The sequence below is a fragment of the Actinomycetota bacterium genome, from assembly GCA_019347575.1.
In the GTDB taxonomy this organism is placed as follows: Bacteria; Actinomycetota; Nitriliruptoria; order Nitriliruptorales; family Nitriliruptoraceae; genus JAHWKY01.
In genome coordinates this window covers 1-22,260 of sequence record JAHWKY010000012.1, presented here as the reverse complement: position 1 = coordinate 22,260, position 22,260 = coordinate 1, and the positions used below count along the sequence as shown (strand labels likewise).

Genomic DNA, 22,260 nt, shown 5'->3' with positions numbered 1-22,260 from the left:
GCTGTGCCCGAACGCTGCACGGGGAGGTCACCTGCCGGATGTCGCCTGCACCTCCAACATAGGGGGCCTCACATCCGGCATCTGGATCGGTCGGTGCCGCCACGGTCGGTGTGAACTGGGTTCACCGGGGCGAAAGTCGGGGCGCTGGACGCTGTCGCGCCGGGTGGTCAACGGCGCCTTCGAGACGTGGCACGAGGACCCGCCCGGGGGAGGGTCACTCCCGGCCTGCGACGACGAGCTTGATGGCCGGTTGCACCCAGGCGTCGGCTGCCTCGTCGAAGTCGACGACCCGCGTCGGCACCACGCCGGGGTCGAGCGTGCCGTTGGCGATCTCGTCGAGCACCGCGCCGAGCAGCCGGCGTGCGTCGGCCCGGGAGGTGTGGAAGGTGATGCCCCTGGTGTACATCGACAGTAGTGGCAGCGGGATCGGCGCGCCGAAGTGGATGGCCACGCTCGTGCAGGTCCCGTAGGGACCGGTCGCCCCGTGCGCGGTCGCGGCGTGGATCGCGTAGAGCCCGATCGACACCCCGAGGCCGCCCACGACGAGCACGTCGGCACCGGGTTCCGCACGTAGCGCCGGGACGACCGCACGCCACCCGTCGGCGAGGTTGTCCGCCGCCGGTGCCAGGTGCTGGTCCTCCACCCCGTCGGGCGCGGCGAGGAGCAGGTGGTCGGCGTGCGGCACCGCGAGCAGGTCCGCGACCGCCCCCGGGTGGCCGCCACCCTCGGAGCCGAACCCGAAGGCCGCCCCGGCACGTGCCCGGTGCGGCTCGCACGCCGCGAACCGGCCGGCGCGACACGGCTCGCAGCTGCCGCACGAGACCTGGAAGGGCACCACGACCCGGTCGCCGGGCTGCCACCGCTCGACCTCATCGCCGACCGCGACGACCTCGCCGGCCGCTTCGTGACCGACGGGGAACGGTCCCGGGAAGAGCCCGAACGCCACCATGAACGGATCGAGGTCGCAACGTGCGACCGCGGTGGGGCGCACCACCACACCGTCCGCAGCGGGGCTGGGGTCGTCGACCGACCGCCACGCGACCTGACCGGGCTCGAGGTAGACGAGGTGCTGCACCGTGGGCCTCCTGTCCGGCTGCGAACCCTACGCCGCGTGCCGCGTGGCGGGGGTCAGGCGAGCGGGCCGTCGACACCCGGCGAGCTGGTCACGGCACGGTGGCGACCAGGGTCAGGGCCCGTGCGGTCGGCCGCTCTGAACCCTCGACCGAGGCGTTCCATCGCTCGTCGAACCACGACCGCAGCTGCTCGCGGGCTGACGGATCGAGGTCGGAGACGGCTCGTCCGCTGGGGCCCACCCCGAGCGGAAAGCCCTGCCACAGCTCCTCGACGTCGCGGAAGGGTGTGTCGATGACGAGCGGCGCGACTCGGACGTTGCTCAGCGCCGACCGCGTGGCGAGCTCGGTCAGGCCTGCCTCCGTACATACCGGCCAGAGGCCGCGCTCGTCGTGTTCGTCGCGCTGACCGCGGATCGACTCCAGGCCCTCCCACAGCCAGGTGAGGAAGAAGCCCGGGTGGTCGTAGTCCCACACGTACGCCAGGAGGGTGCCGCCGGTCCGGACCACACGTGCCGCCTCACTGACCGCCGCCGTGGGGTCCGGCACGTGGTTGAGCGCGAGGCCGCTGACCGTGGCGTCGAAGGTGGCGTCGGCGAAGGGCATCTGCCGCGCGTCGGCCTGGACCGGCACCAGCTGAGGCAGCTCCCGACGGGCGAGGTCGAGGAATGCCGCGCTGGGATCGATGCCCACCAGCAGATCCGGTCGGGATCGCTCGATCACGACCCGGCTCAGGCTGCCCACCCCACAGCCGACGTCGAGGTAGCGGCCACCGCCGGGGGGGCGGCGAGGTCGAACAGCGCCCCGGCCACAGCGGCGCTCCAACGCCCCATGAACCAGTGGTACGCCTCTGCCGCCTCCCACACCCGGCCACCTCCGTGAGTCTCGTCCCCGTGAGCCTGGCACATCTCCCCCCTCGACAGGGCCCCACGGAGCCACTACGGCCTTACGCTGAGGACAGGTTCCCTGGGAGGTGGGTCGTGCCAGCCACGGACCCGTATTCCGACAGCGAGGTGGCGTGGCTGGACGAACTCGACGCTGCTGAACCGCGCGGCGATGCTCACGCGGTCCTCGTTGCACCCGTCGAGCACCGGCTGATGGGCGGGCCGCCACCCAGACAGCCTGACCCGTCGGTGGTCTGGATGTCGTCGGTCCCGAACATGGACGCCTTCGTCACCGTCCGAGCGACGATCACCCTGAGCGATGGAACTGCACTCGATGGCTTCGTCAAGATCTACGCCCGGTCGGGAGACCTGCATCAGGCTTGGATCCGCATCAACGGTCGTTGGGATCGACTGGCGCACCTTCCCCGGCCCCGTGACCGGAGGGGCCTCCTACGCGGGTGGGAGACGGTCGTTGCGTTCGAACTCGATCCAGACTGGGGTGCGACGCCGTACGTTCCGGGCACGGATGGAGCGACCATGCCACGCGAGCTGAACGACGGCGGACGGCTTCCGCTCGTTATCAGGGCCGGCGGTGCCGCGGGTGGCTTGCTGGTCGCCTTCGTCGGGGCGTGGATGGGCTCGATGAACGCCGGTTGGTTCGGCCTCCAACGTGACACGAACGCGCTGTTCCCACTCCTGGGTCTGGGTGTGGCTCTCGTCGTGGCCGCCTGGGCGGCCGCGGGCTGGCCGGCCAAGCTGTGGCGCGCCGGGATCGACGGCCGCAGCGCTGTGGGTCTGCTGGTCGTTGCTCCAGGCGTGTACATCCTCAGCTGGGTGATCGAGTTCGCCATCTTCGGGACCCTGGCACTGGGGCTCGGTCTCATCCTGCTCGCCGTGGCGATGTGGTGGCGCCGCCTATCGGATCGGGTCGATCGTGTTCTCGTCACGCTCGCGGCTGCAGGAAGCCTCACCTGGAACACCGAGACCCGGTCCGCCTTCCTACTCGTCGGCGTGGGGTTGGTCTTCGCCTCCCTCTGCCTCCGGCTGCGTCCACAACACGAGCCGCGTCAGGTGCCTGACGCGACGGGGTGACCGGCAGAAAGTCGCCCTACGACGCCGTGCAGGTCGAGGTCTTCGCTGACGGACTACCAGTGCCAGATCTGGTCGTAGCGGTCGAACAGCTCCGGCAGATCGGCGCGCGCGACCGCCTTGAGGCCGGACGCGATGCGATCGCTGGGGATGCCGCGTTCATCGACGTCCTCGGTGACGTAGTGCACCGCGACCCCCTTCTCCGCCAGAACGGTCAGGTCGGCGACGAAGTCGGGCGCGTGAGCGAGCGTGTGGCCGGCGATCTCGAGGTCGGAGACGTCCTGTCCGGTCACGGCGTAGTTGACCGCGTTGCCGCGGAGCAGCACGTCGACCTCGACCGAGCCTGAGTTGTGGACCGCGTGGGTGAACCACAGAACCGTGTCGTCCTGCTCCTCGAGCGTGGCGCGGTAGGCGGTCTCGACGACGGACAGGGCGGTGGTCACGGCGATCTCCTCACCTGGTCGGGATGACCAGCGTCGCGTCGGACGAGGCGGCCCACTCGGCGAAGTGGGCCGGGCCGCCCCGCACGGGTCCTTCGATGGTGTTGCCCGCGCCCCGCTCGTCGACACACAGGCCGCAGTTGATCCAGTTGAGCCCGCCGTTGCCGGCGCCGGCCTCGAACAGCGCCGCCACCCAGTCCTTGGTGAGCGGGTGCTGCTCCTCCGCCACGTCGGTACCGTGCACGGGGTTGGGGTGGGGAGCCTGGTCGGCCATGGTCAGGTTCACGGCCCCCTCGTACGCGAACACGTTGACGGTGTGGCCCCGGCGCAGTGCCGCGTCGATGAGCCGGAACGCGGTGGTCGTTGTCTCGCTCTCGTAGGGCGGATCCATCAGCAGGAACGTCAGCGTCTGGGCCATGGGTGCTCCTCCGGTGCTGGCGTCGGTCGAGGCGAGTCAGTGCCAGAACGCGGTACGGCCGGCGGCGAGCAGGTCGACCGCCGTCCCGATGTCGGCGGGGGAGACCCCCTCGACGAGCTCGTCCTCGCCGATGCCGCGTTCGCGCAGCGAGAACTCGTCGGCCAGGACCGTCGCCTTGCCCGCCAGCGTCGCGAGTCGCGACGAGACCGCGGCCGCGCGTCGCGTCGCCAACACACCGTTCTGGACCAGGAAGACCGTCACCTCGCCGCGCTCGGCGAGGCCGCCGGCCAGCTCGTAGAGGTCGTCGACGTCGTTGCTGTCGAAGGGATCGCGCGACTCGATGATCACGTAGTCGCCCATGAGAGGGGATCCTCCTCGTCGCCGCGCGGCCGGTCGGGTGGTTCCGAACCCACGCTACGGCGCGACCGCGGCGATGTCTGCCGGTCGTAGTGGCAACGTGAGGAACAGGTGCGGGCGAAGTCCGAGGTCGTATGCGTGCGGCTCACAGCTTCTCGTGGTCGCGACGGCGATCGCCCCGTCGCCGCAGCGCCCAGGCGACCGCGGTGACGAGCGCCCCGAGCGCCCCGACGCTCGGGGCTCCCGTGACGGGGAGGGCGGGCGCGGATCGGGTCGGTCGCGGGGCGCGGGTCGGTCGCGGGGCGCGGGTGGGCTCGGTCGCGGGCTCCTGGCCGGCTGCGGCGGGACGCCCCGCGGCGACGTCGAGGGCCAGCGCGGGCTCGTCCTCCAGAGCGGGGACCCCCTCGACCGGCTGCACCCCGCCGGGGGTGACGGTGCCCACGCCGGCGGCGTGGAACCACGTGGCGGGCTCGGTCTCGAGCTCGAGGTGCGGGCGGTCGCCGGGGCTCAACCGAGGTCCTCCACGAGGGGCGGTCGCACCTTCCACAGCGCGACCTCCTCGTCCACCGCCACCCCGATGCCGAGCAGCCGCGCATCGTCGAACGGCAGCCCGGTCAGGCACAGACCGACCGGCAGGGCACCGTCGAAGCCGACCGGGACCGACAGCGACGGGAAGCCGCACATCGGCGCGAGGCGCATGAGACGGAAGGGGACACCGAACAGGAACGACTGAGACGGCACCTGCGGGAGCGGCTGAGCAGGCGTGGTCGGGTGGGCGATGGCGGCGAGGCCGTGCTCGGCGAAGATCTCCCGCCACTGTCTGGAGTAGACCGACCGCAGCCGCTGATCGTCGAGGTAGTCGGCCGCGGTGATGGTCTCGCCGTCGGCCAGCAGCGCGAGGATCTCGGGGGAGTAGCCAGCCGCGCGCTCGGACCGGACCAGCCCGCGGTGGTAGCTGGTGGCCTCGGCGAAGACGGTCCGCTCGAAGGGTCCGAACGTGCCCATGACCTCGTCGTTGACCGCGGGTACCGGGACCTCGACCACCTCGGCGCCGAGTTGTTCGAGTAGCGCCAGCCCCTCCCGGCAGGCTGTCTCGATGCCTGGCTCCACGTCGTCCCAGAAGTACTCGTCCGGCACGCCGACACGGATGTCGGCCAGGCTCGGGGGTGTCACCGGAAGCTCGCCCAGACCCGTCCGAGCGCTGGTGGGATCGTCGGGGTCGTGCCCGGCGACCGCAGCCAGCAGCAGCGAGACGTCCGCCATGCGTCGGGCCATCGGCGCCACGGTGTCCAGCGACCAGGCGAGCGCGATGATGCCGCGGCGCGACACCGCCCCGTAGGTCGGGCGGATGGCGCAGATGCCGTTGACGGCCGCCGGGAGCCGCAGCGAGCCGCCCGTGTCGCTACCGGTCGCGACCGGCAGCATCCGGGCACCGAGGGCAGCGCCCGATCCACCGGAGGAGCCACCGGGGTTGCGCGCGGGGTCCCACGGGTTGCGGGTCGGTGGGGTGCTCGTGCCGTAGGCGAACTCGTGGGTGTTGAGCTTCCCGGCAAGGCCAGCCCCCTCGTCCGCCAGACGCGCCCACAACGTCGCGTCGAAGTCGGGCACGAAGTCGGCGAGCACCCGCGAGCCGGCGGTCGTCGCCACCCCCTCGGTGTAGTACAGATCCTTCAGGCCGACCGGGATGCCGCCGAACAGCCCGGGGTCGTCGCCGCGGGTGCGCCGCTGGTCCGCTGCCTCGGCCGCCGCCACCGCCCGATCGTCGGTGCGGGTGATGAACGCGTGCAGCGTCGGCTCGAGCGCGTCGATGCGGGCCACGCACGCCTCCGTGAGCTCGACCGCGGAGAGCTGACCTGCGTCCAGCTCACCGATGATCTCGAGCAAGGAGAGGTCGGCTGGGTTCGTCGCGTGGGCGTCGGTCGCGGCTGCACGCACCGCTGGGATGAACGGGCTGGTGGCGACCGCCACCCCGCCCGCCCGGAGAACGGCTCGACGGGTCAGGGTCGGGCGCACGAGTCGTCTCCGGGAGCGAGGGTCACGGTCACCGTAAGGAGCCCTGGACGGACGGCCGGGGCGCCGGGTGTGGTCGTGTGGCCACCGTCCCCATCGCCCGATGCTCTCTCACCGGACGATGGCGACTCGCCGCCAGAGGTCATCCCCGTAGCGGGTCACGAGTCCGGCTTCGTCGACCGTGAGTTCGGCGGTGAAGTCTCCGGAGCGGTACCGCCACACGTCCGCCGCGATCCGCGCGTAGCTCTGCTGTCCCCGCTCCACCCGCAGGTCGGGGAACCTCACCCACGCCACGTCGATCTGCGCCTCCGCCCCGACGTCCAGGTCGAGCCGTCGGATCGGCAGCGTGTTCGTCGACGGAGAGATCCCCAGGTCCACGTCGACGCAGTCGTCCAGCTCCGGCGCTGCCACGCCGTCGATCGTCCAGCTGTCGTCGGCCGCTCGCTCCAGCTCCAGGCGCCTCGGCTGGGTGAGCTCGTCGACCGTGACCGCCACCGAGCGCGTCGCCCACCCGTCGTCGACCTCGATCCGGTACCGCGCATCGATCAGGCGCCCGTCGTACGCGACGACGACGACCCCGTGGAGGATCCAGCCTCGTTCGGTGGAACGGATGATGCACCGCTCCGCGCCCGTGAGGTCAGGATGCGATACGGCCCAGATCAGGTCCACGGTCACCGCTCCATCTCGACTCGACCTGACGCCCGAGACGCCAGCTGTGCAGGGAGGCAGATCGCGAGCTGGACCGCCATCACTGCCGATCGAACGCTATGCGCGTCTCGGACGCCTCGCCTACTCGCGCGGAGCCGCGGCTGCGCACCCCGCGGTCCGGCGGCTGGGGCCGTCTACGTGCGGTGCCGTCCGCCGCGGGCGAGGAAGTCGCGCTCCGCCTCCGTCGCGGCCAGCTCCGCAGCGCGGTCGTACTCCTCACGTGCATGGTCGGTCCGTCCCAGCCGGGCCAGCAGGTCGGCGCGTGCGGCGTGGTAGGGGCCGTAGCCGTCGAGGTCGAGCTCGTCCACGAGCGCCAGCGCGTCGGCCGGTCCGCGGGTCTCGCCGATGGCGATCGCGCGGTTGAGGGCCACCACGGGGGTCGGGGAGAGCGCGAGCAGGTCGTCGTAGAGCGCCACGATCTGGTGCCAGTCGGTCTGCCCGGCCCTAGCCGCGTCGGTGTGCACGGCGTTGATCGCGGCCTGGAGCTGGTAGGGGCCGGGGCGGTCGCGTCGCAGGCACCGGCGCACGATCTCGTGTCCCTCCTCGATCATCGCATGGTCCCAACGGGCGCGGTCCTGCTGGCCGAGGGTGACCAGCGCCCCGCTCGCATCGTGGCGGGCCGGTGACCGCGCCTCCGTCAGCAGCAGCAGCGCGAGCAGCCCGGCCGCTTCCGCCTCGTCGGGCATCAGCTCGGTCAGCGTGCGGGCGAGCCGGATCGCCTCGGGGCGCAGCTCGTCGCCGGCACGGCTCGACAGCCCCGCGTTGTAGATGAGGTAGATGACCGCGAGGACCGATCGGAGCCGGTCGGGTAGGTCGTGCGCCTCGGGGACGCGGTAGGGGATGCGTGCCGCCTTGATCTTGCGCTTGGCGCGCACGAGGCGCTGGGCCATGGCGGACTCGGAAACGAGGAACGCGCGGGCGACGTCCTCGGTCGTCAGCCCGCCGAGCAGGCGCAGCGTCAGGGCCACCTGCGCCTCGGTGGCCAGTGCCGGGTGGCAGCAGGTGAACAGCAGTCGCAGCACATCGTCGCGCACGGCCCCCACCTCCTCGGCCTCCGGGTTCACGGGCACGAGGACGGCGCGCTCGCGCAGCAGCTCGCGCCCGCGTGCCTCACGGTTGAGGCGGTTGATCGCCCGGTTGCGGGCCGTCGTCGTGATCCACGCGCCGGGGTTGTCGGGGACCCCCAGCTCCGGCCAGCGGTCGAGGGCGACCGCGAACGCCTCCTGTACGGCCTCCTCGGCGATGTCGATGTCGCGGAAGACGCCGGCCAGCGTGGCCACGCAGCGACCCGACTCCTCACGGAAGATCCGGCCGATCCGCGCCGCGTCGACCTCAGACGGCCGAGGACCGGTCAACGCTCACCCCCCCGGGTGGTCGACCAGCGGACGGACCTCGATGGGGGTGTTCACCAGCTCGGCGGTACGGGCCGCCCAATGCAGCGCCGCGTCTAGGTCGTCCACGTCGATGAGGTAGAAGCCGCCGAGGTGCTCCTTCGACTCCGCGAACGGCCCGTCGGTGGTGAGCACCTCGCCGTCGGACACGCGTACCACGGTCGCGGTGTCCGGCGCGTGGAGGCGTGCCGCGAACAGCCACACCCCCTGCGACTTCATCTCCGCCTCCATCTCGAGGACCTTGCGGGTCACCGCGGCGACCTCGTCCTCGGTCATGGGCCCGCGAGCCTCGCCCTCGACGCCGTGTGCGGACAGCAGGTACTGCGCCATCGTCTGCTCCTGTACCGGGCGGGCACCTCCCGCCTCACCCTAACGACAAACGGGATCGTCCCGTATCGACAGGCCGGCATAGCCGCCCTCGGCGGGTCACGGCGTCGCACACGTCACGTCGCTACGGTCACCGCCCGACCGGAAGGCGAACCGTGACGACGCTCGAGTTCGGCGTGCTGCTGCCACAGCTGGGGGCAGGGTGGGACCAGGCACGTCGCTTCGCGCGACACGCCGAGGATGGTGGCTTCGACTCGGTGTGGGTGGCCGATCACCTCCTCGGTCTGCCGCCCGAGAAGGGGATCCTCGAGGCCTGGACCGTCATGAGCGCGGTCGCAGCCGTGACCGACCGCGTCGGCATCGGGGCGCAGGTGCTGTGCCAGTCGTTCCGCGGCTCGGGCCTGCTCGCGAAGATGGCGACGACGCTCGATCTCGTGTCCGGCGGCCGTCTCCGCTTCCTCGTCGGGGCGGGCTGGTACGAGGCCGAGTACGACGCGTTCGGGTTCGAGTTCCCTCCGGCGGGCCAGCGCGTGGAGGAGACCGAGGACACGATCAGGATCTGCCGCGCCATGTTCGACGCGGGCGGGGAGCCGGTCACCTACGAGGGTCACCATCTCTCCGTGCACGAGGTCGTCAACGTCCCTCCCCCGCAACGTCCGATCCCGATCGGCGTGGGCTGCACCGGCGACCGCATGCTCGACGTCACAGCACGGCTCGCCGACGAGTGGAACTACCCGGCGACCGCTCTGGGCCGCTACGACGAACGCCGACGCACGTTCGACGAGCGGGTCGCCGAGCACGGCCGCGAGGTACGACGCTCGACCCAGATCGTCTTCTCGCCGGGCGAGCGGGAGCTGCCGCCGTTCTACGACATGTTCCGCCCGGACCTCGGGATCCGAGGTTCGCGAGATCAGATGGTCGACCGCGTCGGCGCGCTGGCGGCCGCCGGGCTCACCGGCTTCTACGGCTTCGTCGCCGACGAGCAGGCGCTCGACGAGCTCGCCGAGGCGCTCCCCGATCTCCGAGCGGTGGTCGATGGCTCGGATCCTCCACCTGTCGGCTGAACCTCGTGGTCACCGGATCACCTCGCCGACTGGCCGGCGCGTTGCTGGAGCCGGATCACGACGACCTCGGCGGGCCTGAGCGGTGCGAAGCCGACCAGGATGTTGACGACGCCCCGGTCGACGTCGGCCTGGGTCGTGGTCCCGCGGTCGCACTTGACCAGGTAGGCCTCCTGCGGCGTCGAGCCCTGGAACGCGCCCCGCCGCCACAGCGCGTCCATGAACGCCGCGACGTTCGACTGGATCCGGGTCCACAGCGACTCGTCGTTGGGCTCGAAGACCGCCCACTGCGTCCCGCGGTGGAGGCTCTCCTCGATGAACAGCGCGGTTCGCCGTACGGGCAGGTACTTCCACTCCGAGTCCTGCCCGTCGGCGCCCTGCATCGTGCGTGCGCCCCACACGACCGGGCCGACGTCCGGGACGTCACGGAGGCAGTTCACGCCGAACCGGTTGAGCTGGCCGATGTCGTCGTCCGTCAGGTCGATCGTCAGGCCCGCGACGCCGACCAGCGACGCCTCGACGCCAGCGGGAGCCTTCCACACGCCCCGCTCCGCGTCGGTCCGCGCGATCACGCCAGCGACCACTCCCGAGGGGGCGAACGGGGCGATCTCTCCGTCACGCAGCGCGTCGCCTTGTCGCAGGCGCGGGAGGAACACTGCGGCGTTCCGGCTCGCGGTTCCGACGCCGGCGGGCAAGTCGGCGGCGGTGACGGCACCCACGCTCTTCCAGTGGGCCGGCGGATCGACGAGCAGGATCGACCGGCGCTTCTCGCAGTACTCGGCGGCTGCCGCCACCACACTGCTGTCGACCGAGTCGCCTCCCACCGTGCCATCGTGCTCGTACGGGGGGATGACCAGCAGGTTGAACAGATCGGTCTGCTCCAGTAAGTACAGCCCGGTCCCGTCGGTCACGCCGCCGGTGAACGAGGCGCTACCGAGCGGCTCTCCGTCCGAGGCCTCATCGGCCGCATCGACGGACGTGTGTGCGCTGGCGTCCTTCCAGACGTCGCCGGCCGAGATCCCGCTGCTGGCCGGTCGTCCGGCGGGGCGGTTGGTGAGCCGCACGAGGTTCGACTCCTGTTCGAGGACGTCGACGAGGTTGCGGGCGTGGCCTTCCAGCGACACGACGACGTCGCGGTGCTCCTCTATAGCCCCCGAGGTCACGTCCCTCACGTAGAGGTTGAACAGCGAGGACGCGTCCTCACCGAGCGCAGGATCGAACGGGCGCGTGTCGTGATCGACGCGTGCCTGGAGCCGGTTCCCCCAGCTGCCGGGCTCGGCTGCAGCCAACTCGAGCGTGTCGATCCTCACGACCGCACTCCCCCGGTCCACACCCGGCTCGAAGAGTCGGGCGATGACGGCACTCGATCCGCCGTTGCGGAAGAAGTCACGTACCGAGTGGCCGACCTGGCTGCCGCTCCAGAGCCCGCCGTACACCCGCTCGAACTCCCCGAAGCTGGTCACGAGCACGGGGCGGTCCACCGGGCCTCGGTAGGTCCGCCCCACGAACGCGGTGATCGACGTCGGGACGCCCGTGATCGGCCGGATCCCACTCGACCGCTCCTCGATGTAGACGCCGGGTGCCTCCGGCTGCTGCTGCATGGCGGTCTCCTGTCGCGCACGGTGACGGGATCGTTCCGACCGCACGTGAACCCCGTCGCTGCGCGCATCATGTCGCCCGCTCGTCCGGTGCGCGACCGGCTCTCGCGCAGCGCGGAGGTGGTAGCGGCCGCATCCCCCGAGGAGTAGCGTCCGGCTCGGGGGAGGACAGCTCGGCGCGAGCAGGAGAGTTCCTGGTGGCACGCAACTCGGGGCGTCAGCGACGCGGCAGGTCGGGCCACGACCAACACGAGACCGACGGCGGCGCGGCGGCGTCCCCACTGCTGCTGGGACTGCAGCGAACCGCCGGCAACCGGGCGGTCTCCCAGCTCGTCGGCGACCCCATCGTGCAGCGGCTGCCCTACGCCATGGCGTACACGAGCTCGACCGTACGGTCGCTGCTCAACCTCAGCGAGGGACGGATCTCGCCGGTGTCGAACGTCGCCGGCCACCCGCGCCAGCACGTCGGCCGGTGGGCCAAGGCTGAGGCGGTCGCCGACGCGCAGAACATCACCAAGAGCGTGTACAAGAACACCGCCGTGCAGGACGCGGCGGTCAAGGACGCTCTCGCCAGCGGGCAGGGCCAGCTGGCGGCTCTGGACGCCGCCCCCGGCGCCCCTGCTCGGGCCAAGCTCGAGGAGGTCCCGACCGGATCCGCGGAGGTGCTGGTCGTCAAGGCGAAGAAGCGCAAGGGCGCGGCGAGGGGGACCGACCCCAAGAGCTGGCAGCTCGTGTCGGGTACGGCGGACAAGGCCACCGTCATCGTCGACTCGATGGGCACCAACACGCAGGGGGACATCCACATCCACACCGCCTACCCGGTGATTTGACGCAGCTCGACGCGCGTGTGCCGCGATTCAGCGGCGGCGCCCCGTCGGCGCGTCGAGCTCGGGTAGGGAGGGCGTGAGCGCCTCGGTCAGCGACGCGTCCTCGCGGCCGAGGACGCGCACGCCGTGCACGTAGGCGAGGCTGCCCCCGACCCAGCCACCCGCGGTGAGCACCACGAACGCGATGATCGTCGCGATGGCCGCTCCGGGCGGGACACCCTCGTCGAGGTAGCCGGGGTAGAGCAGGATGGCGGCCAGGGCGAACAGCAGCGTGGCGGTCACCATGATGGCCAGGTGGAGCCAACCGGTGCGCCGGGCGCCGCTGTCGTTGGGGATCTTGAGGAAGTCGGCGAGGCCGGTCACCGCGGTAGGCAGCGCGGCACCCAGACCCACGATCACGGCCACGAACCCCGCGCCCGCCATGAGCTCTTCCTTCCAGCCCGCCCAGCCCAGCACCACCGCGATCGTCGCCACGGTGTACGCCCCGATGGAGACGTCCGTCAGCGGCGGATGCAGCGGGTGCCCACGGAAACCGTGGAGCGCGATCTTCAGCAGTCTCATGGCGTCGACCTGGCGGACGGCTCGCCATCGACGGTAGCGGCCGTCCAGACGCGCCCCGCGGGGCGCGTACGTCTGCTCGGCCCCCGTCCCCTCGTGCCGCCGGAAGCGGTCGCTTCATGCAACCTCGGGCGCAGCCGCGCAGACGCGCCCTGGCTCGCTCCGCCGCGCCGGAGACTCGCCGCCGTCCGGACGGCTTCGAGAGGATGGCGGTGTTCGCCGACCGCGGCGGCTCCGGCGACCGCGAGGATGCGCTACGTACGGGACCCGCGCGTGCGGATTTGGGGGGTTGCAGGGGTCATCGGGGTGGCGGATGATGGGTGGATCCGACAACGGAGACACGGCCATGTGGGCACGCGTCAGCCTGTACTCGGGTTCGCCCGACTCCCTCGATGCGGACCTCGACTACACCCGCGAGAACATCATGCCGAAGGTCCGCGAACTGGCCGGCTTCCAGGGCATCTACGCCTTCGCCGACCGCGACACCGGCACGACGATGTCGATCACGCTGTGGGACAGCGAGGAGGATCTACGCGCCAGCGATGAGGCGGCCAACCAACTCCGGTCCGACAGCACCCAGCACGCCGGCGGGTCGGTCGTGTCCGTCGAGCGCTACGAGGTCGCCTACCACGAACTGCGCTGAACCCACCGCTTCACCGCGGCCGGCTGCAGACGGTTTCAGGTGAGTGAGCTGACCTCGAACAGATGGCCGTCGGGGTCACGGAAGAACGCGCGGATCTCCTGGCCGTGATCGACCGGCTCGGTCAGGAACGGCGCGCCCCGCGAGCTCAGCAGCTCGTACGTGGCGTGGCAGTCGTCGACGCGGAAGATCAGCTGCGCGCTGACCCGGTCGGGGTCGTCGGGCGGGGCGAAGGTGACCGTCGGCTTGTCCGCAGTCGGTCCTCCGCCGGTCACCAGCAGCAGCCAGTTCCCGAGGAGTTCGAGCACCACCGAGGTGCCGCCGTACTCGCGGTAGACCGAAGCGTCGAGTACCTCGACGTACCAGTCCCGGCTTGCCTGCGCGTCGGCGACGACGAGCAGGTGGGTCAGCGCCGCCGCCGTGAACCGCTCCATGCCGGCCACGCTAGCTCAGGGCCCGACTTCGTCCCCCGGTTCGCTCGGATATCCGAACGGATCGGGTGACGAAGTTGGCCCGCGCCCCGCTGCAACGGGTCGCGGGGCGTCCCGACACGGCCCCGGTGTGACAGGTCCGTCGTTCAGGCGGTACCTGCGAGGCGGTTGTCAACAGGCCAGTGGGAGCACGGCGTGCTGGTGGTCGGCGTTCCGCGGCGGCATCCTCGGCGAGAGGGGAGACGACTGGAGAGGACGCATGAGCGCTCGGATCTCACCCCCCAGGCCGGCAACGCCGGCCCCTCCCCCCTCCAGGGGGGAGGCATGACTGATCGGATCTCACCCCCCAGGCCGGCAACGCCGGCCCCTCCCCCCTCCAGGGGGGAGGCATGACCCCCCGAGCCGCCGACGTGGCGATCCGCGCCGCCGAGCCCGACGACGCCGACGCCCTCTGGGCGATCTTCGAGCCGACGTTGCGGGCGGGGGAGACGTACGCGATAGACCAGGACGTCTCCCGCCACGACGCGCTCGGCTGGTGGCTGCGCCTCGCCCACGAGGTCCACGTCGCGACGATCGACGACCGCGTCGTCGGCACCTACTTCCTCGTCCGCAACCACGACGGCCCCGGCAGTCACGTCGCCAACGCCGCCTACGTGGTCGGTCCTGACGCGCGCGGCCGGGGCGTCGGGCGAACCCTGTGCGCCCACTCCCTCGACCGCGCCCGTGAGCGCGGCTTCACGGCGATGCAGTTCAACTTCGTGGTCAGCACCAACACGGCCGCGGTCGAGCTGTGGCGCGCCATGGGCTTCGAGATCGTCGGCCGCATCCCCGACGCGTTCGACCACCCGACACGCGGGCTGGTCGAGGCCTACGTCATGCACCGCTTCCTCTGAGCCGACCCCACGTGGTCCACGTCGACCTCTCGGACGCGGTTGGTGTACGCGTTCCGGTGCCATCTGGCACCGAAGTGCGTACATCGACATCTCGTGTGAACCTGCGCGGCCTCCGCCGGTCCCGTTCCGTGTGCGGACCCTCGGCGACCGGTCGGTGCCACATCCCACGGGATGGCTCACGGTCTAGTACCCTGTCACTACGCTCCATCACCTGGCCCCCGACCACCGCTCCCACACCGGTCGACCAGCGTGACCTCGAAGGTGCGTCGCGAGCTGTGCCTCCGACGCAGCGGCCCGCCGGGCCGCTGGCACCTCTCCGCGAGGCGCCACTGGCCACGCCGACGGAGCGGGGCACCCGTGCCCGCACGCCTGCCGAACAGGATGGTCAACGATCAGCCAGAGCGACACCACCGCCCCGCCAGCCGGGACCGACTTCGAGGCCCTGGCACAGGCGCACCTCGACGGACTCGCGTCCGACGAGGACCTCGCACTGCTCGAGCAGTACGAGCAGGAGTGGATCGCCGCCCTTCGGGCGCTGCGATCCGACCTCGACGAGACCCTCGCCCGCATGGACCAGAACGTCACCGGACCAGAGCGCGAACTCGTGCTCGCCGACTTCACCGAGGAGCTGCGCCGCATCGACATCGTGCTCGCGGAACGGACCGGGAACCCCGTCGAGGTCGGCCCGCCACCGCCTGCGGCGGAGGTCCTCCCGGAACGTCCACCGGTCGGGACGTCGCAGCTGCAGCTGTCGTGGAACGAGGGACGCATCGTCGCCTGGGAGGCGGCGGCGCAGGCCGATCCTCGCCGCGCTGACGACGTCGTCGCGACCCTGACCGGGCTCGGGGCGCCAGCCGAGCCGTGGCAGGCGCACGCCTCGATCGCGCTACCCGGGGACGTGAAGGTGGAAGCGGTGAGCGCCCCCGTCGCCGCCGTGCTGGGCTGGCTCGTCTCGCTGGGTTCGGGAGCGGAGGACGAAGCCGTGGGCGTCAGCGCGAAGTGGGTCGGCCTGGTGACGGCGCTCGCCGTGCGCCTCGTCGCCCAGGGCCGGACGGTGCCCCAGCTCGAGTGCATCGCCGACGGGCCCAGCCACAACGGCGCCGGCCGCGGCAAGCGAGGCGGAGGCGGCAGCAGCAACGACGGCCGCTCGACGTTCGCCGTGCGGTGGAAGCCCGCGCTCGTCGACAACGACGAACTCGACGCGCTCGCCGGGTCGATGCCCGGGGCGGTCGCCGTCACGGTCGGGGGCAGGTCAGCCAGGGCCGTTGCCCACGGACTACTGGCCGACAGCGTCGATGCCATCTGCCGCGATGCGGCGTCCCACCTCGCGGTCCCGGCAGCACCGCCCCGCCCGCGCACCGGTGCCGAGGTCGCCGAGGCGTTCCTCGCCTCCCTCGACGGCACCGCCTTCGACGCCCCCGACAAGCACGGCGTGGGGCTCAGCCACGGGCTGCGGCGCTGGGCGGAACCGGTCACCGGCTCCCGCCGGCTCCGCCTCACCCTCCGGCTCGACCCACCCGACGACCTCGACGCGTGGCACCTCACCACCCTCGCCCCGATCGCCAAGGGCATCGAGCCGGTCGAGCCGGCCATGTCCAAGGCCTCCGACAGCCGCCGCGAGAGCATCAAGGCCGAGCTCGAACGGCTCGAGACGCTCTACCCGCCCCTCGCGGCGGACCGGTCCCGCCACCGTGGCGAGGTGCTGCTCGATCAGGACGAGGCCTGGGAGTTCATGACCGACATCGGCCCCGACCTCGCGGCCGCTGGCTTCGACGTCGAGGTTCCGCCGCTCTCCACACGGTCCGCCGCGCCCTCGCTGCGCGTCACCGCCGGCGGAGGGGAGACGGCGGTCGGCGCCAACGACCTCGCCGACGTGCGCTGGTCCGCGGTGTTCGGCGACGCCGAGCTGACGGTCGAGGACATCCGCCGCCTCTCGGAGCAGTCGCGCCCCCTGGTCAAGGCTCACGGCCGCTGGGTCCCGGTCGAGCACGCCGACCTCGAGGCGGCAGCGGCGGCGCTGGCGGAACGCGCCGGCCCGCAGAAGCTCACCGGGGCGCAGATGCTGCGCTACGCACTGGGTCTGGAGGCCGGACCCCTGGCCGGTGGCGTCACCGTCGACGGCGAGGGCTGGGCGGTCGACTTGTGGCGCAGCGCCCACGACATCCCCGAGGACCCCACCACCACGCCTGCGGGCTTCGTCGGCGAGCTGCGCCACTACCAGGCCGACGCGCTCGCATGGCTCGAGTTCCTCGACAGTGCCGGTCTCGGCGGCTGCCTCGCTCTCGATATGGGTCTGGGCAAGACCCCGGTCATGCTCGCCCACCTGCGGCAGGTGACCGACCGCGGACCGGCGCTGGTCATCGCCCCGCCGGCCGTCGTCGGCAACTGGGCCTCGGAGGCGCAGCGGTTCACCCCCGACCTGCGCGTCGTGGTCCACCACGGCGCCGACCGGACCGACCCCGAGGACGTCGCCGCCGAGGTCGCAGAGGCGGACGTGCTCCTGACGACCTACGGCACGGCGCTGCGCGACGTCGAGGCGCTCGCCGCGATCGACTGGGGCAAGGTCGTGCTCGACGAGGCGCAGGTCATCAAGAACCACACGACGGAGACCGCCCAACAGCTGCGACGCCTCGAGGCCCACGCCCGCGTCGTGCTCACGGGCACCCCGATCGAGAACGGCCTGGGTGACCTGTGGTCGCTGATGGACTTCGTCAACCCCGGCCTCGTCGGCGACCGCTCGAGCTTCATCGCCCAACTGTCGACCGACGGCGGACACGGCAGCGCCGAGCAGGTGCTGCGCACCCTCAACGGCGTCCTCGTCTTCCGCCGCACCAAGGCCGACCCGGTCATCGCGGAGGAGCTCCCCGACCGCATCGACGAGCTCGACCACTGCCCGATGACCGCCGAGCAGATCGGGCTGTACCAGGCGGTCCTCGACGAGCTGGTGATCAACACCAGCGGCGACGACGGACCGAAGAAGAAGGGCGCCGTCCTCGCCGCGATCACCGCGCTCAAGCAGATCTGCAACCACCCGGCGGCGTACACCCGCGACGACGGGCCGCTCGAGGGTCGCTCCGGCAAGCTCGAACGGCTCGAGGAGATCGTCGACAACGTGTTCGCGTCGGGCGAGCGGATGCTGATCTTCACCCACTTCGCCACGTGGGGCGAGCGCCTCGCCGCCTACCTCACCGAGCGCACCGGCCAGCCCATCCGCTGCTACCACGGCGGGCTCGCGCGGGGCGCGCGGGACAGGATGGTCGACGAGTTCCAGACCGGCGAGGGCCCCGGGGCGCTGGTGCTGTCGCTCAAGGCCGGCGGCACCGGGCTCAACCTCACCGCCGCCAGCCACGTCGTGCTCTACGACCGCTGGTGGAACCCCGCCGTCGAGGACCAGGCCCGCGACCGTGCCTGGCGCATCGGCCAACAGCGGACCGTCGTCGCCCACCGCCTGGTCTGTCCCGGCACGGTCGACGAACGCGTCGAGGAGGTCGTCGCCGGCAAGCGCCGCATCGTCGACCTCGTGCTGCCCAAGTCCAGCACGGTCGCTGATCTCGACGGCGACCAGCTCCAGCGGGCGCTCGGGATCGATCCCGACCTGGTGCTCACGCACGACACGACCGAACCGGCAGGTGCCGCATGAGCGACCGACGCGGACGACGCCCCGAGGGTGGCAAGTCCCAGGCTTCGAGCGGGCAACGGCGGTCGGGTGCCGAGCCCGTGCGCGAGCGAACCCGCAAGCGCTCTCCGGACCGTAGTAGCGAGGAGAAGACCGAGCGGGGTGGCGACGCCAAGACGCAGCCAGCCCGCGGTGGCGGCGGCAAGCAGTCCAGCCAGAAGAAGCAGCGCGCGCGGGGTCGGGGCGGTGACCAGTCCGACAGGCGCAAGCAGCAGGGTCGCGGCGGCGGAGCCGGTCGCGGGCGCGGCCGGAGCGGGAACCGCTCACAGGGTGGTCGCGGCGGTGGTCGCAGCCGCGGTCGGGGCGGTGAGGTTCGCGCGTTCTGGGGCGACGCCTCCGCGCTGCCTGCGGCGAGCAACGACGTGCGCATCACCGACGATCCCCACGCCGTCCCGCGATCGCTCGGCGAGCCGCCGCTCCCGCAGCAGCGCGAGATCGCCGAGCACTACTTCGCCGCGATCTACGACCGCGCCGTGATGGCGGCCGGCGCGCTCGCCGCCGCCGGTGGCCTCATCGGCCTCGACGAGCTGCGCGATGCCCGCTCCCGCCCCGACACCTCCGACTAGCCCTGCCGCAGGTCCGTCTTCGACTTCGTCCCCCACTTCACCCCGATATCGGGGACGAACGGGGATAGAAGTTGGTGACCAGTCCGGACGCCGGGTCACCCCGAGCGCGAGCCGATCCACTCACCGACCACCCGCCCGGAAGTCGGGTTGACCGTCGACACGGCACGCCCTTCACTGAGGTCGTACCGAGAGAGGGAAATGCGACATGTGTTACAACTGCGGCTGCGGTATGCCCGACGACGACCACGGCGACGCGCGCAACATCACCAACGCCACCTTCGAAGCGGCGGCTGAAGCGGTCGATCAGCGCCCCGAGCAGGCCCGGTCGAACACCGACGACCTGTTGCACGAGGTGGACCACGCCAGCGGCCAGAAGGCCTCCTAACGCACGGGAGTGGCACGCCTGCACCGCAGCGGCGACCTGCGCAGATGAGCGTGTCACGACGCCGGTTGGTCTCGTTGTCCAAACGGCTCTCGTACGTGCTCCGGCACCGCCCCGACTCGATCGGGATCCGCCTCGACGAGGCCGGCTGGATCGAGCTCGACGAGCTGTTGGCCGCGATGAACGAACGCGGCAGCCCGATGACCTGCGAGGACATCGACGCCATCCGGTCCGCCATCCCCAAGCAGCGCTTCGAGATCGTCGACGGTCGCATCCGCGCAGCGCAGGGGCACTCGCTGCCGGTGGATCTCGGACTGCCACCCCAGACGCCACCCGTCATCCTCTACCACGGGACGGTCACGCGGTCCGTGCCCTCCATCTTCTCCGAGGGTTTGCAGCCGCGCGGACGGCAGCACGTCCACCTCTCGGCTGACCGTGACACCGCACGGGCCGTCGGTTCCCGCCGTGGTCGGCCGGTCCTGGTCGTCGTCGCTGCCCGCCGCATGCACGCCCACGGGTACGTCTTCCACGTCGCCGCCAACGGCGTGTGGTTGACGGCTCACGTGCCTCCCGAGTACCTCAGCGAGGACACCGACGGGTCCTGAGATCGCGATGTGGTCGCCGGTGGCCACGAGGTGGAGGGCGTCGCCCGGCGCCCGTTGAACCGGTCGAGTCGGTGGTGGAAGTCAGCCGACCGCCTCGGGGGAGCCGGTGAGTTGCAGCAGGCGCACCCCGATCGCGAGCAGCAGGGCGGCACCCATGATGGGCACGAACACGAAGATCAGGTCCCGGACGTCGGTGGTCAGGGCGGTCACGAACCCGACCAGGCCGATGTTGACACCCCAGAAGATGACGTCGTGGATCAGGCCAGGGTCGGAGACGCGACGGGAGAGGTGGATCACGAACGCCAGTAGCGCGTTGGTCGTCGCCCCGATGGCCAGCAGGTGGATGAACGAGAGGAGCTGTCCCTGCGGGATCGCTCCGAAGTCACCCTTCGCTGAGGAGATGGCGACGAAAACGTAGACCATCGTCACCGCGAGCAGCACGCCGCCGGTCAACGAGTGGCGACCGGGTGCACGAGCGGTCAGCGGGGCGCGACGCACGACGTGGCGCATCCGGCCGAAGAAGATGCCGATCGCGAGGATGCCGAAGAGGATGCCGGTGCCCACGAGTTCATCCTGCCCGGCCAGGATGAACACCAGCACCCGCGTCCGGGGCCGTCTACGGTCCCGCGATCACGGACGCACGGCGCGCGCGATGCTCGAGACGCCCCCCGCGTCCGGACCCGGACGGTCCGGCGGACCGTAGTGGAGGGCGGACGCCCTCGACCAGCGATTCGGGAGAGCGATGACGACACAGAGGGGTGACGGACCAGCTGCCGACGTGGGTGCGCTCCTACGTCGAGCGGCCGACCACGCCGCCCGCTTCCGTAAGGGTCTACCCGAACGTCACGTCGGGGCGGGGGCGAGCGTCGAGGACCTCCGCGACGGGTTCGGCGGTCCCCTCCCTGCACACTCGACCGCCCCGGACGAGGTCCTCGACGCGCTCATCGCCGCCGCCGAACCCGGCCTCGTCGCCACCCCCGGACCGAGGTTCTTCGGGTTCGTGATCGGCGGGGCGCTACCCGCAGCGACAGCCGCCGACATCGTGGCCGCCGGTTGGGACCAGTGCGCCTTCAACGCGGCCCTGTCCCCGGCCGCGATGGCGGCAGAGTCGGCCGCCGGTGGCTGGCTCAAGGAGCTGCTCGGCCTGCCCGCGTCGGCGTCGGTTGGGTTCGTGTCCGGAGGGCAGGAGGCGAACACGGTCGGGCTCGCCGCCGGCCGGCACCACGTGCTGCGCGAGGCGGGATGGGACGTCGAGGCGCGGGGACTGTCCGGCGGTCCCGTCGTCCGCGTCGTCGCGGGGGAGGAGCGCCACGCGACGATCGACCGGGCCGTGCGGCTGCTGGGCATGGGGACCGACGCCATCGCATCGGTTCAGGCCGACGCGAACGGGGCGATGGATGTCGCCGATCTCGAGCGCGTGCTGACGAGTGGGGAGCCCGCCCCGACCATCGTGGTACTCCAGGCCGGCAACGTGAACACGGGCGCGTGCGACGACCTCCGTTCCGCGTGCGAGATCGCCCGGGCGCACGACGCCTGGATCCACGTCGACGGGGCGTTCGGCCTGTGGGCCGCGGCCAGCCCCAGCACCCGCAACCTCGTGGACGGCATCGAGCTCGCCGACTCGTGGGGCTGCGACGGGCACAAGTGGCTCAACGTGCCCTACGACGCGGGCTTCGTGTTCTGTGCCCGCCCCGACGTCCACGCGGCGGCCGTGTCCTACACCGCCGCGTACCTCACTGGCTCCGGCGTCGGCCCGGCCGCCGGGGCCGACCTCACGCTGTCGTCGTCGCGCCGAGCGCGCGGCTTCGCCACCTGGGCGGCGCTGCGTGCCCTGGGCCGCCGGGGAGTGGCCGCACTCATCGATCGCTGCTGCGAGCACGCGACGCTCTTTGCCACCCTCCTGGGCGCCGAGCCGGGCGTGGCGTGGGTCGCCTTCGACCGGGCGGTCGCCGCGGTCGAACGCCACCAGCTCGAGGGCCCGGCCGATCGCTGGCGGGTACAGCGCGACACCATCCGCAAGGACGTCCTGCGCGAGGGCTACGACGCAGAGCGCAACACCTTCGTGCAGGCCTACGGGTCGTCGGAGCTGGACGGCGCGCTGCTCATGCTGCCGCTCGTCGGGTTCCTCCCGCCCGACGACCCACGGGTCGCCGGCACGGTCGAAGCGGTCGGGCGCGAGCTATGCGAGGACGGCCTCGTGCTGCGCTATCGCACCGACCCCTCCATCGACGGGCTCCCCGGGCGCGAGGGTGCGTTCCTGACGTGCAGCTTCTGGCTCGTCGACTGCCTCGCGTTGGTGGGCCGCCGGGACGAGGCCGTCGCCCTCTTC

24 protein-coding genes are annotated in these 22,260 nt (G+C 71.7%); 10 read left to right on the top strand and 14 right to left on the bottom strand.

Annotation, left to right across the window (positions count from 1 at the left end; translation table 11 throughout):
* Nucleotides 1-214 precede the first annotated feature (214 nt).
* Both KY469_09635 and KY469_09630 read right to left on the bottom strand, forming a co-directional pair.
* Entirely contained in the window at nucleotides 215-1,075 is an 861-nt protein-coding gene (locus KY469_09635; GenBank protein ID MBW3663347.1) for an alcohol dehydrogenase catalytic domain-containing protein, read from the bottom strand.
* Nucleotides 1,076-1,163: 88 nt separating this feature from the next.
* Nucleotides 1,164-1,814 (bottom strand): class I SAM-dependent methyltransferase, encoded by a 651-nt coding sequence (locus KY469_09630; protein ID MBW3663346.1) that lies wholly within the window; start codon nucleotides 1,812-1,814, stop codon nucleotides 1,164-1,166.
* Between the two features lie 236 nt (nucleotides 1,815-2,050).
* On the opposite strand from KY469_09630, the gene KY469_09625 reads away from it, so the two are divergent.
* Entirely contained in the window at nucleotides 2,051-3,046 is a 996-nt protein-coding gene (locus tag KY469_09625) for a hypothetical protein (protein MBW3663345.1), read from the top strand.
* 53 nt (nucleotides 3,047-3,099) lie between these two features.
* On the opposite strand, the gene KY469_09620 is transcribed toward KY469_09625, so the two are convergent.
* The 8 genes from KY469_09620 to KY469_09585 form a co-directional block, all read right to left on the bottom strand.
* On the bottom strand, nucleotides 3,100-3,474 hold the full coding sequence (locus tag KY469_09620; GenBank protein ID MBW3663344.1) for a DsrE family protein: 375 nt from the start codon (nucleotides 3,472-3,474) through the stop codon (nucleotides 3,100-3,102).
* Nucleotides 3,475-3,496: 22 nt separating this feature from the next.
* Nucleotides 3,497-3,901 carry a DsrE family protein gene (locus KY469_09615; protein MBW3663343.1) on the bottom strand — a complete coding sequence of 135 codons (405 nt, stop codon included), beginning with the start codon at nucleotides 3,899-3,901 and terminating at the stop codon, nucleotides 3,497-3,499.
* A 36-nt stretch (nucleotides 3,902-3,937) separates the two neighbouring features.
* Nucleotides 3,938-4,261, bottom strand: a complete 324-nt coding sequence (locus tag KY469_09610; protein ID MBW3663342.1) for a DsrE family protein — start codon at nucleotides 4,259-4,261, stop codon at nucleotides 3,938-3,940.
* A gap of 142 nt (nucleotides 4,262-4,403) precedes the next feature.
* Nucleotides 4,404-4,769, bottom strand: a complete 366-nt coding sequence (locus tag KY469_09605; GenBank protein MBW3663341.1) for a hypothetical protein — start codon at nucleotides 4,767-4,769, stop codon at nucleotides 4,404-4,406.
* On the bottom strand, nucleotides 4,766-6,271 hold the full coding sequence (locus tag KY469_09600; protein MBW3663340.1) for an amidase: 1,506 nt from the start codon (nucleotides 6,269-6,271) through the stop codon (nucleotides 4,766-4,768). Before KY469_09600 ends, KY469_09605 begins: the two co-directional genes overlap by 4 nt.
* 108 nt (nucleotides 6,272-6,379) lie before the next feature.
* Nucleotides 6,380-6,943 carry a putative glycolipid-binding domain-containing protein gene (locus KY469_09595; GenBank protein ID MBW3663339.1) on the bottom strand — a complete coding sequence of 188 codons (564 nt, stop codon included), beginning with the start codon at nucleotides 6,941-6,943 and terminating at the stop codon, nucleotides 6,380-6,382.
* Nucleotides 6,944-7,110: 167 nt separating this feature from the next.
* On the bottom strand, nucleotides 7,111-8,331 hold the full coding sequence (locus KY469_09590; GenBank protein ID MBW3663338.1) for a sigma-70 family RNA polymerase sigma factor: 1,221 nt from the start codon (nucleotides 8,329-8,331) through the stop codon (nucleotides 7,111-7,113).
* Nucleotides 8,332-8,334: 3 nt separating this feature from the next.
* Complete coding sequence (locus KY469_09585) at nucleotides 8,335-8,697, bottom strand: hypothetical protein (GenBank protein ID MBW3663337.1); 363 nt, start codon at nucleotides 8,695-8,697, stop codon at nucleotides 8,335-8,337.
* 152 nt (nucleotides 8,698-8,849) lie between these two features.
* Here KY469_09585 and KY469_09580 point away from each other — a divergent pair, with 152 nt between their 5' ends.
* On the top strand, nucleotides 8,850-9,758 hold the full coding sequence (locus KY469_09580) for an LLM class flavin-dependent oxidoreductase (protein ID MBW3663336.1): 909 nt from the start codon (nucleotides 8,850-8,852) through the stop codon (nucleotides 9,756-9,758).
* A 17-nt stretch (nucleotides 9,759-9,775) separates the two neighbouring features.
* Here KY469_09580 and KY469_09575 read toward each other — a convergent pair whose 3' ends face one another.
* The gene (locus KY469_09575; protein MBW3663335.1) at nucleotides 9,776-11,356 is read right to left on the bottom strand and encodes a phage tail sheath subtilisin-like domain-containing protein; all 1,581 of its coding nucleotides are present in this window, start codon (nucleotides 11,354-11,356) and stop codon (nucleotides 9,776-9,778) included.
* Nucleotides 11,357-11,550: 194 nt separating this feature from the next.
* Between KY469_09575 and KY469_09570 the strand changes: the two genes are divergently transcribed.
* A complete protein-coding gene (locus tag KY469_09570) occupies nucleotides 11,551-12,183 on the top strand; it encodes a hypothetical protein (protein ID MBW3663334.1) in 633 nt (210 codons plus the stop codon).
* Nucleotides 12,184-12,210: 27 nt separating this feature from the next.
* Here KY469_09570 and KY469_09565 read toward each other — a convergent pair whose 3' ends face one another.
* Complete coding sequence (locus KY469_09565; protein ID MBW3663333.1) at nucleotides 12,211-12,741, bottom strand: DUF2231 domain-containing protein; 531 nt, start codon at nucleotides 12,739-12,741, stop codon at nucleotides 12,211-12,213.
* Nucleotides 12,742-13,084: 343 nt separating this feature from the next.
* Between KY469_09565 and KY469_09560 the strand changes: the two genes are divergently transcribed.
* Nucleotides 13,085-13,381, top strand: coding sequence for a hypothetical protein (locus KY469_09560; protein ID MBW3663332.1), 297 nt, complete (start codon nucleotides 13,085-13,087; stop codon nucleotides 13,379-13,381).
* Nucleotides 13,382-13,416: 35 nt separating this feature from the next.
* Here KY469_09560 and KY469_09555 read toward each other — a convergent pair whose 3' ends face one another.
* The gene (locus KY469_09555; GenBank protein MBW3663331.1) at nucleotides 13,417-13,812 is read right to left on the bottom strand and encodes a VOC family protein; all 396 of its coding nucleotides are present in this window, start codon (nucleotides 13,810-13,812) and stop codon (nucleotides 13,417-13,419) included.
* Nucleotides 13,813-14,198: 386 nt separating this feature from the next.
* On the opposite strand from KY469_09555, the gene KY469_09550 reads away from it, so the two are divergent.
* The 5 genes from KY469_09550 (at nucleotide 14,199) to KY469_09530 (ending at nucleotide 19,931) form a co-directional block, all read left to right on the top strand.
* Nucleotides 14,199-14,702 (top strand): GNAT family N-acetyltransferase, encoded by a 504-nt coding sequence (locus tag KY469_09550; GenBank protein MBW3663330.1) that lies wholly within the window; start codon nucleotides 14,199-14,201, stop codon nucleotides 14,700-14,702.
* A 568-nt stretch (nucleotides 14,703-15,270) separates the two neighbouring features.
* Entirely contained in the window at nucleotides 15,271-18,342 is a 3,072-nt protein-coding gene (locus tag KY469_09545; protein ID MBW3663329.1) for a DEAD/DEAH box helicase, read from the top strand.
* The gene (locus tag KY469_09540) at nucleotides 18,339-18,944 is read left to right on the top strand and encodes a hypothetical protein (protein MBW3663328.1); all 606 of its coding nucleotides are present in this window, start codon (nucleotides 18,339-18,341) and stop codon (nucleotides 18,942-18,944) included. The genes KY469_09545 and KY469_09540 overlap by 4 nt, the downstream gene beginning before the upstream one ends.
* A 205-nt stretch (nucleotides 18,945-19,149) precedes the next feature.
* Nucleotides 19,150-19,329, top strand: a complete 180-nt coding sequence (locus tag KY469_09535) for a hypothetical protein (GenBank protein MBW3663327.1) — start codon at nucleotides 19,150-19,152, stop codon at nucleotides 19,327-19,329.
* Between the two features lie 44 nt (nucleotides 19,330-19,373).
* Entirely contained in the window at nucleotides 19,374-19,931 is a 558-nt protein-coding gene (locus tag KY469_09530; GenBank protein MBW3663326.1) for an RNA 2'-phosphotransferase, read from the top strand.
* 81 nt (nucleotides 19,932-20,012) lie between these two features.
* On the opposite strand, the gene KY469_09525 is transcribed toward KY469_09530, so the two are convergent.
* Entirely contained in the window at nucleotides 20,013-20,531 is a 519-nt protein-coding gene (locus KY469_09525) for a hypothetical protein (GenBank protein ID MBW3663325.1), read from the bottom strand.
* Nucleotides 20,532-20,673: 142 nt separating this feature from the next.
* Between KY469_09525 and KY469_09520 the strand changes: the two genes are divergently transcribed.
* On the top strand, nucleotides 20,674-22,260 hold a 1,587-nt coding region (locus KY469_09520; GenBank protein MBW3663324.1), incomplete at its 3' end, for an aminotransferase class V-fold PLP-dependent enzyme.